This window comes from Chlamydia muridarum str. Nigg, from assembly GCF_000006685.1.
Classification (GTDB): Bacteria; Chlamydiota; Chlamydiia; order Chlamydiales; family Chlamydiaceae; genus Chlamydia; species Chlamydia muridarum.
In genome coordinates this window covers 969,513-986,525 of record NC_002620.2, presented here as the reverse complement: position 1 = coordinate 986,525, position 17,013 = coordinate 969,513, and the positions used below count along the sequence as shown (strand labels likewise).

Genomic DNA, 17,013 nt, shown 5'->3' with positions numbered 1-17,013 from the left:
AGGGTCTTTCTCTCGATCGCTCTCGTTTTTAACATAGCCATCATAGAAAAAATCTACAATGCTATTCAGTGCTTCTTTTTCATGTGTGGGAGTGTAATAAAAGTGAAGAGAACTCCCAGATTTTATTGTACAAGAATACTAATACAGTGTTCTAAACGTTCTCGAAAATATTCATTGTGAGGGTTGTCCAATAAACTCTGTAATGCCTTCTCAAAAATGTATCCCCTTCCGACATCTAGTCTGCGAATAAAGTACCAAAGGAAAGAGCTATCTTCTTTTGCCAAAGCTCGAGCTAAGAAGCGTAAGCCTTGAACGTGAATAAAATGACGCAACGTCTCAGTTTCTTCCCAAGAGGCCAAGAAAGCTGTTGGTTCGAGATGTTTCATAGGATGTGTTTTACAATAGGCTAAAAACATCCGCTCGGTTTCAGACAGCTCGCGTTGCACACGGTCGATAACTACGCGGTCAACCACATTACGCATTTCTTGAGCTAGAGAGTAAAGGCCTAGACAATTAATCAGGGACATTTTTGTCGTTCCTGAATAGTACAGCATAGCATTGAAGGGAGACGCTGGAAGGAAAATTTCTTCTATAATTCCTGGAGGCCGTACTTTCTTGCTCAGTAGATCTAATAGATAGAAAGCTCCAAAATCTAAGCAACGATTAGTAGCTGGAGTAACCTTTGCATCTAATAGAGGAAGGAGCTCTTGTGTTAAAGGATGTGGCAACCAGGCTAATAATTGTGACTGTACAACAGGAGGGAACTCTTTCATAGCAACACTAATCCAGGAAGGATGAATAGTTGCTAACCAACGCATGTTAAAAGATAATGACTGCAACGGGATATCCTGATGATGAGGCGAGTCTAACAACAGATGTTCTGGTAAAAACTGCGCGAGATCATCGGCTTTTGCATGCTTCATTAGGATATTAAGAACCCCAAATGTATTTGCAGTCACTTAAGCGTCCTCGTTATTCTCTTCTTGTTTTTCTACATTCTCTTTAGGGGATTCTTCTGATGCTGGCTGAGCCCCTCCTGTGCTTTCTGTTGCTTCTGAAGTCTCCTTAGCAGCAGCTGCCTTATTTTGTGTGAAAGCAAGCTGTGAGTATGGAGCAGGATCAAAGAACCCTTTTGTTCCTCCCAAAGCACCAATTAATGAGTGAGTTTTCCAAATAACCCAAAGAAGGCCGCAAGAAAGAACAAAGAGCAGAAGAATCAGGAAATAGAAAACAAGTCGGAATTTAGTGAGAGAATTCTTAGCAAGGATAATGCCCCAAACGGAGACATAATCGATCTCATCGGAGAGGCCCCAAGGTCCGTTAATAGTAATGTCACTGTAAGAAGCGCGGTCGCTTACTACAGAAACATTTTCAGGACAAAGGCCAGGAACAGCACTCGCTACCAAGCGTTTGATTTTTGAAACCATAATGCTGTTAGGATTATCTAAAACACCTCTGTGTTTAATATAAACAGAGGCTGTTAGTGGAAGTTGATCTTCTTCTGGAGAGAAGGAAATCTGTACACTAGCATCAACGATACCATCCATCTTTCTAATGGTTGTAGCCATTTGTTCAGAAAGACCTTCTTGGTAACGGATTTTTTCTTGCATTTCAGAAGGCACAAGCCCTTGTTTCGCAAAAAGATCGAGGAGGCTAGTTCCTTTCATTCGAGGGAGCCCTGCCTGATTTAGGATAGCAAGAGCTTCTGTGATTTGTGCTGCAGGAACCGAGATATCCCAAAGTTGCTCTGAAGATCCCCCTCCTGACGAACCAGCTACTTGAGGAACTTTTTGTGCGGATACTCCTTTACTTACTAGGAGAACCACAATCTCGTTGGCCTCACGTCCAGTGAGTCCATGAGCAATCATGGAGCGACTGTCACATGCCGAACAACAAAAAAGAGCAAAAATAAAAAATAAGGATCGAGAAAGAGTATAACGAAACATAACCCACGCACACCTTTTTACTCACCATAGCAAATGGGGAGATTAGTGCCAATCGGGAACATTTTTTATGTTAAAGGATGTTTAAGCTTAGTGGGTTATGAGTTGGTTTTTAGCTATTGTATAGAAGCGGACAGGCGCTCTCGTTGACTCATAGCTTCAAAAACAGCATCTGCATTAAAGCTAGAACGAACGAAAGGTCCTGCATAAATGAAAAGACCCAAAGCCTCCCCTACGGATCGATAATAATCAAATGTTTCTGGAGAAACATAGCTTTTCACAGGAATATGTCTTCGCGAAGGACGAAGGTATTGTCCTATAGTAACTATCTTAACGCCATGATCTGCAAGATCTTTTAACGTTTGCTTGATTTCGCTTTCCTGTTCTCCTAATCCTACCATTATACCAGACTTAATCATAAGGTCTGGGAGGTATTGTGCAGCCTGCTCTAACATCATCAGAGACCGTCGGTAGGTTGCTTTATGACGAACAAGGGGAGATAGTCGTTCTACAGTTTCTACATTATGGTTATAGATGGCAATACGTGCATCAAGTAGATGGTGTAAAGCATCAATGTTCCCTTCAAAATCAGAGGCTAGAACTTCAATAGTAGCTTCTGGAAGTTCTATATGTAAGGTTGTAATGATACGAGCTAGAGCATCTGCTCCGCCATCCTCCAAATCATCGCGAGAAACCATGGTGATCACGATATGTTTTAGGCCCAATGCTTTTGCGGAAGCAGCGATTTTCTCTCCTTCTTGAGGATCTGGGGGAAGAGGTTTTTTAGTGAAATCAATATCACAAAAGCCACAGCGACGTGTACATGCATCACCCAATGCAAGGTATGTAGCGGTATGTCTGGACCAACAATGCGTGCGATTGGGACAAGAGGCTTCTTCACAAACAGTGGGGAGCCCCTTATTTTTTATAGTGCCATCAGTTCGAGAAAATACTTTCCCTAGAGGAAGTTTTTGTCGCAACCATTTGGGGAATCGTGCTGGGATGGACTGCTTGGGAGTTGAGGATTCTGGGGAATTACTCATTTTCTAGTAGGGGGCATATGTAACGGGGTATCAACGGCCAATAGTGCACTTTCTGCCCAAACTTCTGCTAAGGTTGGATGTGCATGGATGGTTTCATAAATGCAGGGGAGGGTCAGCTCATTGCGAATAGCTAAGGTGATTTCGGAAATAAGAGAAGAGGCGTGAGGGCCAATAACGTAAGCACCTAGAATTTGCTGAGAAGTTTCATGGCTGATAATGGCAGCAAATCCGTCGGATTCGCCCATAGCAACGGCTTTCCCAATGGCTCGGAATGGGAATTTCGTTACTTTGACAGGAATTCCTTGTTGTTGAGCTGATGTCGGAGAAAGTCCCACGGATGCAACTTCCGGGAAAGTAAAAATTACGGAAGGGACTGCAGAATAATCGATTTCATCCTTATGTCCAGCTATATTTCGAGCAGCAACAATTCCCTGGTGGGAGGCCACATGGGCAAGTTGCCATTTCCCTGTGATATCTCCAATAGCATAAATATTAGGAACGTTAGTGCGCATAGTGGAATCTGTAGGGATGACTCCGCGTTCGTCACAAATCACACCGGCTTTATCTAATCCAATATTTTCTGTATTCAATCGACGTCCTATGGATACGAGAACGTAATCGTATTCTTCAATATTTCCGTTAATAGTTAGTCGAACGCGATCACCCATATCCTCAATGCTCGACACAGACGCTCCTAACATAAAGCGAATGCCATGACGCGTGAACTTATCGAACATGGTTTTCGAAATATCTGGATTATTCAGGGCTAGAATTTGTTGGCTTGCTTCGATGACGGAAACTTCTGATCCTAGGGTATGGAATAAGGAAGCGAATTCACATCCAATGACCCCACCTCCGATAATAGCCATTTTTTGAGGGATTTCTTTTAGGTTAAGAACTCCTGTCGAGCATAAGATTCTAGGAGATTGTTGGGAAAAAGGGACCCCAGGAAAGGCTCTAGGTTCAGATCCTGTAGCCAGGATAATGGATTGTGCTTTGATTACAGAAGGAGTTTCCCCCAAAATTTTTACTTCTGTTGAAGAAATTAAGGAACCTCTTCCAGAAAACACAGTGATTTTGTTGCTACGAATCAAGCCATTAAGCCCATCACGAATACTGCGAACAACAGTATCCTTTCTTTGTACCATAGCGGGATAGTCAATGCTGAAACCATTAATATGAATGCCAAATTGGTCAGCATGGCGTATTTGGGCAACAATTTCTGCCGATGCAAGTAGAGCTTTAGAAGGAATGCATCCCCGGTTTAAACAGGTTCCTCCAGCTTCCCGCTCTTCGATTAGCGCAGTTTTTAATCCTGCTTGGGCGGCAGTAATGGCGGCAACATAGCCTCCAGGCCCTGCTCCAATCACTACACAGTCGAAAGCTTCATTCATAGTGTTTCCTTTTTAAAGAGTGTTTAGGATTGCAACGATCCACATGAGATGATTAGCCTTAAGAGGAAAGGTTTCTCTCCCTTAATGCTTTTAGAACGGGAAAAGACAGTCTCTCCAGACAAATATATTTTTGGATTGTACATTTGGCGGGATAAAATCTCAATCAGGAGAAATAGCGAAAGGAGAGAAATTTGCGGCAAAAGAAGTGTTATTTTGAACTGTCGGGAAGCGAGCGATATCCTCGATAAGCCAGAAAAGAACCAACTAGTGCATAAATATACGAGCGATTTTTTGGCCAACAAAGAACGAGACCAGAATCTGTAGAAAACAAGAGAATAATCAGAGAAAAAGCAAGGAATCCGCAGCCTAAGAAAAGAGCCGCGGTTGGCCAATACTGGAGCCATTCCCATTGAGAAGAGGTAGGTTCTTGGACAGGAGTTTCGAATGAGTCCTGACTGTTGAGCACAGCTTCCCAATCTTCCGAAGAAACAGCAAAAAGATCACTATCGCCACTTTTTTGAGAAGCTTCGGAAGGGAAAGTAATATGGCAAGAGGAGAACCCTTTGTTCGTTACAGGCGGATCCTGAAGAAAAGCGCTGCAGTAGGGACATTGGGGCATGCAAGCGGATACGCTGCCTTCGCACTTCCAACACGTGCGCTGTAGATCTGCTTCTTTTGCAAATGGCATGAAATCACCTCTCTAACAGTCGTTGAGGCCTTTTTATGGCTTCCATACCGCCATCTTCGTATGTCTTTACAACATCCCCTTGGCTGCAAGACGATACCCCTCCCGAATTATAGTTCCTAGAAGGAAAAAATCAAGGTAATACGTAAAAAGAAGAATAAAAGGTCAATACTTTCTTTTTCTAAGAATCTCCAGAGTCTTCTTGAACTTCGTCAGATAACCCATGCTCATCCTTGTAAGAAAGAATAGTGATTAAATCCTCGCGATTCAAAACATGCAGAATATTGGAGTCTTGAGTTGTCGTTACTTGATTCAATAAGCGCATTTTCTTTTCTATTAGGTAGTGGATATGCTCTTCGAGAGTATCTTCAGTTACAAGTTTGTAAATGAAAACAGTGTTTTTTTGCCCAATTCTGTGTACGCGGTCCAAAGCTTGATTTTCTTTAGCAGGATTCCACCAGCGGTCGTACATGATCACGACATTCCCTGCTGTTAGGTTAATTCCTGTACCTGCTGCAAGTAGAGACCCTATAAAGACGCGGCAGTTTGGATCATTTGAGAAGCGGTCGATTTCTTCTTTTCTATTCTGGGATTTCCCTTGTACTAAAGCATATTGGATGTTCTGTTCTTCTAGATACAGAGAAATGATGCGGATCATTTGAATGTATTGAGAGAAAACGACGACTTTATATCCGGAAGCTAGGGAGTCATTTAGTAATTTCACAAAGGCAGCCCATTTCCCGGAGGCATAGTTTTTATAAGACTCAGGGTCTTTGAAATAAATAGCGGGATGATCACAGATCTGTTTGAGTTGATTGAGAAGAGCAAACACATGCAGGTAGTTTACTGCAGCTGGATCGTCTTCTTTTTCAAGTTGTTGGATCTGGCATTTTTCTTTTTTCAAAGTTGAGGCGTATAGCTGAGCCTGCTCAGGAGAAAGCTGACAAGGAATCAAAGATTCTACCTTGTCTGGTAGTTCAGGAAGGACAAGTTTTTTCGTTCTTCTTAGAATGAACGGGCGAGTCAGTTTAAGTAGTAGATCCTTAGAAGAGACAATATTCTCGTCTGTTTCAGATGAGTTCTTATGAGTGAATAAACGTTTGAACAAGCCATCGGAAGGAAGATAGTTTGGCAGAATGATATCTAAAAGCCCTTTGAATTCGATGAGATTATTTTCTACAGGCGTTCCTGTGAGTCCAAGTTTCATCTGAGCATCTAAACGACAAAGAATTTTATGAATCTGGCTCGATTTGTTTTTAGCCATGTGAATTTCATCGAACACAGCAACAGTGAAAGAAACTTTATAAAATAGAGCGTAGTTTTGTCGTAAGGTGCCGTATGAAGTGATGATAATATCGCAATCAGGAAGTGTTTTAGGCTTATGAGGGCCATGGAAAGAAAAGAGGGTAGCCTTCGGAAGATGTGAAGCGAGTACGAGCTCCCAGTGAGGTAATACGCTGGTTGGACAAACCACTAAAAATTTTGGATTTTTTGCTGTTTGTGCAACGATATCGAGCAAAGCTGTTGCTTGATGTGTCTTTCCTAATCCCATTTCATCGCAAAGAAGACCGGATAGCCGGTGGTTGTATAAAAACCATAACCACAAAAGCCCGCTATTTTGGTAAGGGCGGAGTTTATGATCTGTAGAAAATAAGTTCATAGGGATGGGAGGAAGGCAAGCGGATTTCAATTGCGAGAAATACGCTAGATCTTCTTCCGAGGCATCAATATTAGGATCTGTGATAAGAGGCGCCAGAGCATCTAATTTAAAGATGTCTGTAACCATTGTAATTAAGGTGCTTTCTTGGATGTCGTAGCGTTGAGATGACAAAAATTGTTTTAGGAAAACAAATAAACAATTGTCCAGATTTAAAAAGCCCGCTTTGCTGAATAAAAATTCTTTTTTCCCTTTTAAGGCTTGTAGCACTGTGCCCAGAGAAATCGAACCAATGTTGGTTTTAATTTCTAGCTTTAGGTGAAGGGGAGAAGATGGATGAGGCCGTTGAATAGAAAGGATGTTTAATTGAACTTGTTCTGGTAGAGCAAGTTGAGGATCAGGAAAGATCATGCGATCATCTTTCGAGAATTGTAGTAAAAATTCCGTTACCTGATTAGCGGGAACTTCTGTAGGAATCTGGCAGACCATTTGTAAAGAGGCTGGAAGCAAACTGAAGCCTATGTTTTCTCGATACAAAAATTGGCCAAATAGGCGGCAGGACTCTTGTTCTAATCCCTCGAATATCGGTTTAAGGTAAATTCCTACACCTTTTTTTTCTTTATGAACTTCAAAGCGGATAGTTTTGAGGGGTGGCTGTGGAGCAAAGAAGTTCGGGATGGATTTGAGAGCCACCTCATGTTTTAAAATAAAATCTGCCACGTGAGGAGCTTCTATGGTTAGGCCATCTTGGAGAGCAAGGTCTAAACGACTGTTCAGGAAAAACCCTTGTCTTGAATAGTAGGTCCATTTACCAAAATTGAGTTCAATGTCAGAGGAGTTCCCAGTGTCATAGTGGAATAGAAGCACTCCTTGTTCGGTCACGCTATAAGATAAGGTTCCTGTCGGTGATTTGTTAGAAAACGTTTCAAATCCAGGCTCTTTAATCAGTGCTCCATATTCATCTAAGAAAGATTCTATATGATCCGCGCGTATGGTGAATGTAGATTCTGGGGATAATAGGCCAGATACAGCTAGCAGGCCTTTATTAGGGATGTAACAGAATCCTGGATAGATAATGTGGCCTTCTGCCAAATCTCCTGGAGTTTCTAAGTAGGCGGAAAAGGAGAGAGAAGCATCCCTGAAGAAATGAATATCATAATGAATAGGGCGTTCTTCTGTTTCGTAACAGAGCTGGGAGAGTAGTTGTTCTCTGAAAGAATGATCTAAAGCAGGGATAATATGTATAGGAAGAGAAAGTTTTTGAGGGATAGCAGTGCATTTGTGTGCCCCAGCGAAATACTCTATAGAGCCTAGGTTAGTTGCTTGGTATTCTCTAATGGATTTAGAAAGAGGGGGATATTCTTTAGTAAAATAGATCTTTGCTTGTTCTGGGACTACATGAACGTCACGAAGAAGATAAGAGTCTCCATTGTATAGGGAGGTTTGGGAAAGCTCTAGCAAAGGGAAGAGTTCTTTTAGAGTATCAACATCTAGGATTTCGATAGTTAAGGATATTCCAGCCCATTGAAAAGAGAATAAAGAAGGGAATCCTTGGGGATTTTCTTGGACAATTAAAGAGGCGCCCTTCTGAGTATATAGAAATAGTTCTCGAGCTATTCGATAGAGTGCGGATTGGGGGAATGTCTCTTCAGTTATTTTTTGAGGCTCAGGGGAGTTATGTACGATAGGTAGCCAAGAAGTGAGAGATTCTGCAGAGAGACATTGAATGGATACAGAAATCTGCTCAGATTTTACAGTATAAATCTTTTCTCCAGGAGCTTGTAACGAGGCTTTGCTTAGGAAAAGTTTACAAAACAGTCTCCACCAAAATGAAGCTTCAAATTTGGTATGGAGAAGAGCTCCTTCTGTTGGAGTGTAAGCTGCTAAGGTTGCTATAAGAAGATGCTCGCAGCAGTCTCCATCTGGGCAACTACAAGCCGCAAAGGACAAGCGCTCTTCTTCATTAAATGATAGGGTGCTGATCCACTCTCCATCAGGGGAGTCTTCATCAGGAATGGTGATTTTATAGGTATTTTTAAAAAAAGAAACGGCTATAGATTCTCTGTTATCTTGTAAGAAGCGGGTAGCCTGACGACGAAACATGGATAATGAGTTTAGAATCATAAGAATCAATCTTTTTTATGTTCCCAAGCTTGCATATGATTTAAGATAAAAAGGAACGACTTGTTTTGGAGAAGTAAAGCGTTGTTTTGCATCGTACTTTGAGCAAAAGAAGATCCCTTGCTTATTCAGCAAGGGATTGTTTCTTAAAAATCATTGCGAATTCGCTCATTAAACGGATAGTTTATAGAGTAGAGTCAACACAAAAACAAGGTAAAATAAAGTTTTTGCCTGACGGAACCCCCAAAGTTTTTTCGCTATGACGCCACAAGTTAAAGCGATGAGTGCGGGATAACTCACTTCTAAGATAGGAAGGAGGATCTTACTAATGTTCTCAAAACTTAGAATAGATACTAAGTATGAGGGAACTAAAGTAACTATTATCGCGTTGGAGTAGCTCATTTTTTGTGAGGATACTACCCTTGCAATGAAGTCTGCAAAAATTCCTGTCGCTGCGATTGCTGTGGTTAAGCAAGCTAGAAAGACGCATATCCCCGTTAAGAAACTATTAGGGCCGAAAATAATGGCTGAAATTCTACCTAAAATTTGTCCTCGTTGAATATTTACAAGAGCGCCCGCATGACGAGCTGCGCAGTATGCAAAGCCTAGATAGACAAGGCTAAGAAGAGCTGCTGCTAGAAGGAAGCTCATCCCTAATTTGTATTTTTCAGCCTTACCAATATGGTGAAATTCTAAGGGTTTTTCTTCAGAAGACTTGTGATCTTGCTGAACAACAAATTGTTGAATGGACACAAGAACGATAGAGCAGAAGAAAAACGCTGCCAGCAGGTCCATCGTGTTAAATCCTTCCGTTAGTCCTGCAACAAAGGCTTGTTGCTTAGAGAAAGGCTCGTTTTCTAAGGATGGCGCGTGACTTGGTATCGACAAGCCTTTAATAATTAGCCAAGCTAAAGTCGCAAGCATGACAGGGAAAAAGACGGATCCTAACCATTGAATGAGTTTGCTAAGCTTACATACAAAAAGATAGACGAGTACACAAAATACTAGGCTGAACCACGGTAAAGAGGGTAACAGCGTAGATTGAGTGTTACCTAACGAAGCCAACGTATCGTAAGATACAGCAATGGTTCTAGGGACTCCTCCAAAAGGTCCAATAATGCATAGAATAGCCACCATCACGATCATACCAGGCATTCTACCAATGGAAGAGAAGAAAGAACGGTAGTCCCCGGAGTATAGCATCATCGCAAAGAGCCCTAACAAAGGCGTCAATACGGCTGTCAGCATCATGCCTAAACAAGCGTAAGAGGTATGATGATAGAAATGGTGTCCCAAGGCCAAAGGGAAGACAACATTGCCTGCTCCAAAGAACATAGCAAAAATAGAGCCTCCAATAGACCAAACGGAAAAGCCTTCTTGAGAAGGTGATTGTGTTTTCTTATGCATGATCAAAAAATAATGATGTTGTTTATAAGAGCAGGCGAATCCCTCCCTGAGTGATAAAAATCACTGGTATTGGAGAGAAAAAAGATGAATTAGAAGAAACGTCCGCTAGCTCTTGCTCTATAGTACCTACACTTATGGTTTAAGATCAAGATTCTAGAAGTCCCGTCTTCGGATAAAGTGCGTGGAGAAAAAGGCATCCCCTTGTTGGGAAATGAGTGGGATCTTTACTTCTTTAATACATTTCCAGCCTAGAGCTTCCATTTGTAAGGTATGTTTTTCATTCTCTTCTTTTAGAAGAGAGCAGGTGATATAAACTAATCGTCCGCGAGGAGCTACGTAGGTTTGCGCTTGTTTTAAAATTTTTCCCTGAGCAACGGAATTATTCTTAAGGAGTTGTTTTGAGAAGAGTAATTTTTTTTCTGGATGGCGTCGGAAGACTCCGCTTCCTGTACAAGGAGCATCTACCACAACTAAAGAGAAACCATGTTGTTTAAGAGGAAGGGAAGCAATAGTAAAATTTTTTATTCCCGAACGAGATAGGCGTTGGCGAGCTTCTTCTAATGCTTGTGGTCGGCTATCATGCAGAGTTACGTGTTGAGCTCTCTGGGCAAAAATCAGGCTCTTCCCTCCAGCTCCAGCACAAAAATCTAAAACAGTATCGGAATCTTTAACAAGAATGGCATTGGTAATAATTTGAGAAGATTCGTCTTGAATTTCAAAAAGTCCTCTACGGAATGCTCGCGTATGTTGTAAAGGATAGCGCTTGTCAAAACGTAAAGAGGAAGGGGCTGCGCCTCTTTGGCTAGAGAAAGGCAAGACTTCTTGAAGTTTATCTACGGAAATACGTCTTGTATTTACGCGAATGGAACAGGGCGCTTCTTCCAAAAAAATTTTAGCTAAGCGGATCGCTTCTTCTTCACCGTAATCCGCGGACAAACATTCTGCTAAATCATCAGATACAGAGTAGCGGACGGCCCAAGGGAGGTGTTGAAAGTGTTCAATATTTTCAGTTACGCCTTCCTCTACTTTTTCTACTAATGTTTGTGAAGAGATCTCTTTACCCTCTTCTAGAATCAAGGTTTCTAGTAAACGTCGGTGACGTAGAATAGTGAAAATACGAGAGTTTATCCATTGACGATCTTTAGAGCCAAGGGCGGGGTGTTCTTTGAAGTATGCTGCCACCCTGTTGCTTTCTCCAATAGGAGAAGAGAACAAACTATCTAGTAAGGTGTAAAGATGGTGAAGGCGAAAGGGGATCATGAATCTCCTATTGGGGGAGAGAATATATTGGTAAGTTCAGAAACCTGTTGTTCTGATAGTAGGAAGTGAATTCTTTTTTCGATTACTTGAGCAAGGATTTGTTCATAATAACGGTAGCCCGCAGCTTGTTCCGCAAATTGTTCGAACTGCATGAGAATCAAGAGAAGATTTTGTAAATTATTCCATATTTCTGGGCGTTTAAGCGCATGGGTCACGTGTTTTAGGAAAAGATAATAACGTTCTTTTTTGTCACGAGAGGTTTCTGGGAGGCAACGTTTGAGTAGATGAAGAAGGCAAGAGGTATTTTTCCCTGAAGTAGAGGATAGCTTAGGCGTTGGAGAAGATGAGAAAAGAAGCGAGGGAAGAAGACCGAGAAATAAAAATATGTGAAAAAATTTTTTTGTGAACATAAGAGTCCTTTACACAATCTAAAAAAGATCTTGAGAAAGAACAGGAAAGGAAAAAGACTTTCTCTAACAACGCAAAAATCTTAGAAAAAAGCGGAAAAAAAGTCCGCTAAAGATTTCCAAGATAGAGAGTTAAGAGAAAAAAGGGTTAGAAAAAGTTTTAGTGGCTCGGGAATGTTTTTTCTTTCGATTGAGCAAAAAGAAAAGCAAGATAAGGACATAGGTCCGATACGAGGTAAGGATTCGCAGACTGGTTAAAAGAATCCGTTGCTTAAAGGAGGGAAGGATATCGCTTTCTGCTAGGAATGGGATGGAATGAACTTTTTCTCCTGAGGGGGAGGATAGAATCCAGTGACCTAAAAGATCTCCTTGTCGAATAGGGAAAGCGATTTTAGACGATTCCAGAGAAAGGGATAAGAGGGGGTCCCCTTCGGAAGGATAAAAGTCATAATAAATTCCTTGAGATACCGGGGCAGTTATGGGTCCAAATTTGGTTTTCACGGAGTACTGACTAGCAGGAGGGAGCAAGAAGCAACGTAATAGCTGCTCATTGAATAAATCTTCACATACAGCGATAGCATCTTGGTAAAGTTGTGCTGCAGGACCAAAATAGCCGGCTGCCACGACGATAATCGAACGGTTATTCTTTTCTGCTGCAAAGACAATATTTTTCCCTGCGCTTTTGGTTGTGCCTGTTTTCCCTCCTAAACAGGGAGGATAAAAGTAGGTTGAAGAAGAGGAAAGAAGGCGATTGGTGGAAGATAGCGTTCTTTCTGGGCTTAGATTTGTTGACTCCATGGTATAGGAGGCTGTGCGAATGACCTGACAGAATAGGGGTTCTTTTAACGCTTCTTTCATAATGATAGCTAGATCTCTAGCGGTAGTGTAGTGGTCAGGGTGGTGGAGGCCGTGAGGAGAATTAAAGTGGGTATTTTGACAGCCAATCTCTTTTAAGAAATCATTGAGCTGATGCATGAAAGCGGGAACACTTTGACAACAAGCATCTGCCAGAACATTAGCAGCATCGTTGGCAGAACTAATTAGAAGTGCGTGGAAAAGATCCCAACCAGAAACTTCTTCTTTGGATTTTAATTGGATGGCCACACCATCCGTTTCCAGCCAGTGGGGAGGACTTCGGTATCCGGATTGTTGTTTTGCCTGAGGGGTGATGGAGGTAAGAGGTTCTCTTCGGATAGTGATAAATCGAGTTAAAACATCAGGGTGTTTTCGTAAGATGAGCAAGGCTGTGGCAATCTTTGTCATGCTTGCAGGGAAAATCTTTTGATCTAGGTTCTTTTCTTTAAGAATAGCTCCGGAATCTGCGTGCATGACTGCGGCGGCTAATCCTTTTGTTGTGATGGCGGGAGAAGCGGCTAGCAAAGAAGCGGGCTGTAGAAAAAGAGGACTTGAGCAGATAAAGAACCTGCACAACAAAGAAAGAATACGCATAGAACCTGCTGATGGTCTGCTTTCTAAGAACTTCCAGTTACGAATATCAAAAAAGCTCTTGACGGCGCTTTTAATAAAAAATTACCCTTGAGAAAGAGGAAATGGCAGTGAGTTTAGATTTTTTAGAGGATTTTTTCCGTCACTCAATGGCAAACTACAATACAGCTTTTCCAGAGGGCTTTCTGGATATTTCTGATGTTTTAGCGCGTTCGGCTTTAGATTTTAAAGCTGAGGGACTTGCTGATGGCGCTGTCAATGACTTCATCGTATCAGAATCTTCAGATAAACTCACTTTATTTAACACAAATTTTGCTGTTTGGTTGGTGCCTGGGTTAATTAATGGAGAGGCTGTTACTCGAGGCTATATTGCTTTAAATCAAGATATGAAGTTTTCTCCAGAATTAGCTTTTGAGGCTTCTGGGAAGTACAACAATTCTAGCCTGATTTTAGAGGCTTTGCGAAGATATTTATACGATATCCGAGATACAGAAAAGGAGTTAAGATCCTTGTTCCCTTCTCAATAAGGAGCAGGGATCATTGATCTTGGGGTTGTGTATATAATGTTAGTGTAACAACATTCATATCGTTTACTCGCTCATAATCAAAAACATCTACAGAATGTTTTGCTAGAAATATCCCTAATCCACCAATTTTTCTTTGCTCGATCGGCAGATCTTGCCGCATGATGTCTGGGGAGGCGGTGATTGGGTTAAAAGCCGGACCATGATCTGTGATCCTAACTAAAAGAGCATTTGAGGTTTCTGTGCAAAGAATGCGGATCCATCCTGGGGACGGCAAAGATCGATAAGCATGGGTAATGATGTTCACAAGAATCTCTTCGCAAGCTAGTTCTAATTTTAATAATTTTTCTTTAGAACAATGACAGCGAAAGCCAGCTCGTTTTACAAAATCGAGCATAGTGTAAAGTTCTTGTAACATTGCAGGGAAAACATGTTCTCCTTCAGAAAAGGTCATAGTATACCTGCTGTACAATGGTTTCTGCTAATTTTGAATACAAAATACGATGGGCACTTTTTGTTGCTTCATTATGCATCTCGAATTGCCCAAGAGCTAACTGATGGGCATCCGCAGTGCCTAGATCTGGTTGAAAATCAAAGATAACGGACTCTCTCAAACACTTTTCTATTACTACTTCTTGAGAGCATTTTTTAATCAGCTGTACTTTTGCGGATAAAGCTAAACGCCCTTCATTGGAGACGATAAAGTGTTTTGCTGTTTGTTCTCCTGGTTTTTTAGGAGTAAAAGCAAATCCGATGTTTTCATCTGTTTCATTGAAAAGTAGGACTTTGAGTACATAATCGGCTGAGGATTCATGCAATCGTGTTCTAAGGTTGCGTTTTTCTAACTCATAAGAAAGAGCTGAAACAACCTCTCCTAATGAATCTTCTGCTATAGGGCAGATATAAATCCCTTTAGATAAAGAGAGTTCCTTGTCTACTCTGTAAGGAGAGACTACGGTGTAGCCGCAGGAAGGTAGTAAAAATGCGCAAAAAACAAGGCTGTTTAACCAGGAAAATCTAAGCTTGTACGAAAAAGCCATTCTGTTTGCTTAACTAATTTGTTTAGAGAGCCGCTCCAATCGTTTGTTACATTTAGCGACATAAGAGGTTTCTGGAAAACTCTCCAATGCTATCGAGTAATACATTTTTGCAGAAGAGGCCTTTCGCTTTTTCTCGTAAAAGCGCCCAGTAGAATACAAGCAAGAAGCATATGCTTCACACATACGGTGGATATAGTTCGCCACTTCTGAATTGCTAGGATGATTAGGATGTTGTTTTCGTAAAGCTGCAGCGTTCGCTCGGGCATCTTGTAGGTATTGTTCGTTGTAAGGCTCTTGCAAGGCTTGTAAGCAGTAAATTTTTGCAATGAGAGAGAATGCCTTAGGGGAAAGAGAATGAGAAGGAAACTGAAGAGAGACCTTTTTTAAAGTTTTGATGGCTTCAGAGTACTCCTTCTGAGCGAATAAAAGAGCTCCTTTTGAGTAGAGAGCATCAGCTTTAAGGTCCACATCAGAAGAAGCTGTAACAATTTCATCGAAAATACGTAAAGCATCTGTATCAGCTTTCAATAACTTAGGAAAACCCTCTAAAGCGACAATATTTTTGCGCTTCCCGTTAGCGAAACTTTGTGCGATAGAATACTTAATAGAGAATAATTGTTCTGAGTATTCTGTGTCGGAGAGCTCTTGATATTGTGTTAATGCCTTATCTGCCAAATCTGGGTGTCCCATTTCGAGATAACAAATCCCAGTAAGAAATTGTGCTTTAGGACGTAGAGCGTGCTCCGGAAAATGATGTGTTATCATCCCAAAACAAAGGAGGGCTTGTTTAAATTTTTTAGCCTGAAAATAGTGATCTCCCTTTTCGAAATAGAGTTCCGGAGAATACTTGGGAGTATATTTTTTGGGAGCCATGGAACCTAAGAAAGGTTCAAAAGTAGGCACTCGTGCATAACAACCGCAAGGCAACAAAAGAAACAAGCAAAGTGCTCTTAAAATGACTCTCATAGTTAGACGCGGGATAACGATAACAAAGCGTCATCATAAAAAAGAAAAAGAGAATTTGTCAAATCTCTTACAGCTTTTGTTTAACAAAAAATAAAAAAACATTTGGAATAGGAGTTTTTATTTATTAAAATAAATAAAAAGGTTTGTTTATGAAGAAAGTTGTTTTTATTGCGGCAATTTTTAGTTCTATTGTCTTTTGGGAAAAGATCCCTTATTCACATAGAATCAAACAATTCGCTATGGATTATGGAGTAGAACTTGTTGAGAAAAGCTCGCAACTCGTTCGAAAAATTTCCGGTAATGAGCGTTTATGTGTATTCGAAAGACGTATATCTGAAGAGCAAGTTTTGGCGATGTTTGCAAAAGATAAAGCTTCTGCCGAATTGCTTTTTGTTCCTCATGTTCTTATGCGTGTCCGATTTTCTGGAGAAGAAGATAAGCGCGCAGGAAGTCATGAAGGAGCTGTGCTTTGGAGCTTGTCCAATGGGGAAATGGTATTGAATACTGGATCTTGGACTTATTCTAAAGGCTTTAGAGAATGTCTCATGTTGAAGGCAGGAAAACAAGACGTACAACTTATGCAAATTTTAGCAGGTATGGGAGGAGCTGCTCCTAAAGAGGTGCTTTCTCAAGCTTTGTCTATGCGCAATGTTCGTGCTGATCGGGTAATCCGTGCGTGTCAGAAGAAAAAATTGATATTTACTCATGATAATTTGATTTATAGCCACTTCCAGCAACCGCAACCAATCAAAGGGTGCATGACTGTATTTAATTCGTCTCCTGTTTGGTTAGCTAAACCAAAAGGAGCCACAGTTTGCTCGATTGTATACCCAGAAGATCGCATTCAAAATCTAGTAGAGATGATCTTTGGAGACAACTTCTTTATTTTGAGTTCTGAGCATATTCATGTTCCCGTATACAAAGTTTCTATTGCCGCTTCGGATAGTAGTGTTCGTGTTGAATATATTAATGCCATTACAGGAAAACCCTTCGATTTTGCCCCTTCTCATCGCAAATAGCACCTTTGCTTTTTCTCTTGATCTCTATTGAGTACTCTTCTCTTTCTCTTTTTATCTCCCTAAAAAAACGAGGGTGGAAATGCAGCCCCCTCGTTTATTAA

Annotated in this window: 14 protein-coding genes and 1 pseudogene; 2 read left to right on the top strand and 13 right to left on the bottom strand. The window is 41.1% G+C overall.

Features of this window, described 5'->3' with window-relative positions:
• Nucleotides 1-122: 122 nt before the first annotated feature.
• The 10 genes and pseudogenes from TC_RS04310 to TC_RS04265 form a co-directional block, all read right to left on the bottom strand.
• Nucleotides 123-959, bottom strand: a complete 837-nt coding sequence (locus TC_RS04310; protein WP_010231748.1) for a hypothetical protein — start codon at nucleotides 957-959, stop codon at nucleotides 123-125.
• The gene (gene sctJ, locus TC_RS04305; RefSeq protein ID WP_010231746.1) at nucleotides 960-1,946 is read right to left on the bottom strand and encodes a type III secretion system inner membrane ring lipoprotein SctJ; all 987 of its coding nucleotides are present in this window, start codon (nucleotides 1,944-1,946) and stop codon (nucleotides 960-962) included. It lies immediately after the preceding gene.
• A 113-nt stretch (nucleotides 1,947-2,059) separates the two neighbouring features.
• On the bottom strand, nucleotides 2,060-2,986 hold the full coding sequence (lipA, locus tag TC_RS04300; RefSeq protein WP_010231744.1) for a lipoyl synthase: 927 nt from the start codon (nucleotides 2,984-2,986) through the stop codon (nucleotides 2,060-2,062).
• Nucleotides 2,983-4,380 (bottom strand): dihydrolipoyl dehydrogenase, encoded by a 1,398-nt coding sequence (gene lpdA, locus TC_RS04295; RefSeq protein ID WP_010231740.1) that lies wholly within the window; start codon nucleotides 4,378-4,380, stop codon nucleotides 2,983-2,985. The genes lipA and lpdA overlap by 4 nt, the downstream gene beginning before the upstream one ends.
• 208 nt (nucleotides 4,381-4,588) lie before the next feature.
• Nucleotides 4,589-5,068: a hypothetical protein gene (locus TC_RS04290; protein ID WP_010904412.1), complete on the bottom strand. Its 480-nt coding sequence runs from the start codon at nucleotides 5,066-5,068 to the stop codon at nucleotides 4,589-4,591.
• 178 nt (nucleotides 5,069-5,246) lie between these two features.
• Nucleotides 5,247-8,846, bottom strand: a complete 3,600-nt coding sequence (locus tag TC_RS04285) for a DEAD/DEAH box helicase (protein WP_010231736.1) — start codon at nucleotides 8,844-8,846, stop codon at nucleotides 5,247-5,249.
• A gap of 168 nt (nucleotides 8,847-9,014) precedes the next feature.
• Nucleotides 9,015-10,250, bottom strand: coding sequence for a branched-chain amino acid transport system II carrier protein (gene brnQ / locus TC_RS04280; protein WP_010231734.1), 1,236 nt, complete (start codon nucleotides 10,248-10,250; stop codon nucleotides 9,015-9,017).
• Nucleotides 10,251-10,403: 153 nt separating this feature from the next.
• A pseudogene (locus TC_RS04275) lies at nucleotides 10,404-11,382 on the bottom strand (RsmB/NOP family class I SAM-dependent RNA methyltransferase).
• A 124-nt stretch (nucleotides 11,383-11,506) separates the two neighbouring features.
• Nucleotides 11,507-11,920, bottom strand: a complete 414-nt coding sequence (locus TC_RS04270) for a hypothetical protein (RefSeq protein WP_010231728.1) — start codon at nucleotides 11,918-11,920, stop codon at nucleotides 11,507-11,509.
• A 129-nt stretch (nucleotides 11,921-12,049) separates the two neighbouring features.
• On the bottom strand, nucleotides 12,050-13,366 hold the full coding sequence (locus TC_RS04265) for a D-alanyl-D-alanine carboxypeptidase family protein (protein WP_010904409.1): 1,317 nt from the start codon (nucleotides 13,364-13,366) through the stop codon (nucleotides 12,050-12,052).
• Nucleotides 13,367-13,473: 107 nt separating this feature from the next.
• On the opposite strand from TC_RS04265, the gene TC_RS04260 reads away from it, so the two are divergent.
• Nucleotides 13,474-13,890: a hypothetical protein gene (locus TC_RS04260; protein ID WP_029589532.1), complete on the top strand. Its 417-nt coding sequence runs from the start codon at nucleotides 13,474-13,476 to the stop codon at nucleotides 13,888-13,890.
• A 10-nt stretch (nucleotides 13,891-13,900) separates the two neighbouring features.
• Here the strand turns inward: TC_RS04260 and TC_RS04255 are convergent, their stop codons facing one another.
• From TC_RS04255 to TC_RS04245, 3 genes are read right to left on the bottom strand one after another with little or no spacing between them, the layout of a single operon-like run.
• On the bottom strand, nucleotides 13,901-14,341 hold the full coding sequence (locus tag TC_RS04255; protein WP_010231719.1) for an ATP-binding protein: 441 nt from the start codon (nucleotides 14,339-14,341) through the stop codon (nucleotides 13,901-13,903).
• Complete coding sequence (locus TC_RS04250) at nucleotides 14,328-14,927, bottom strand: LPS assembly lipoprotein LptE (protein WP_010231717.1); 600 nt, start codon at nucleotides 14,925-14,927, stop codon at nucleotides 14,328-14,330. Before TC_RS04250 ends, TC_RS04255 begins: the two co-directional genes overlap by 14 nt.
• 9 nt (nucleotides 14,928-14,936) lie before the next feature.
• Nucleotides 14,937-15,893, bottom strand: a complete 957-nt coding sequence (locus TC_RS04245) for a tetratricopeptide repeat protein (RefSeq protein WP_010231715.1) — start codon at nucleotides 15,891-15,893, stop codon at nucleotides 14,937-14,939.
• A gap of 149 nt (nucleotides 15,894-16,042) precedes the next feature.
• Between TC_RS04245 and TC_RS04240 the strand changes: the two genes are divergently transcribed.
• Nucleotides 16,043-16,912, top strand: a complete 870-nt coding sequence (locus TC_RS04240; RefSeq protein WP_010231713.1) for a hypothetical protein — start codon at nucleotides 16,043-16,045, stop codon at nucleotides 16,910-16,912.
• Nucleotides 16,913-17,013: the final 101 nt, after the last annotated feature.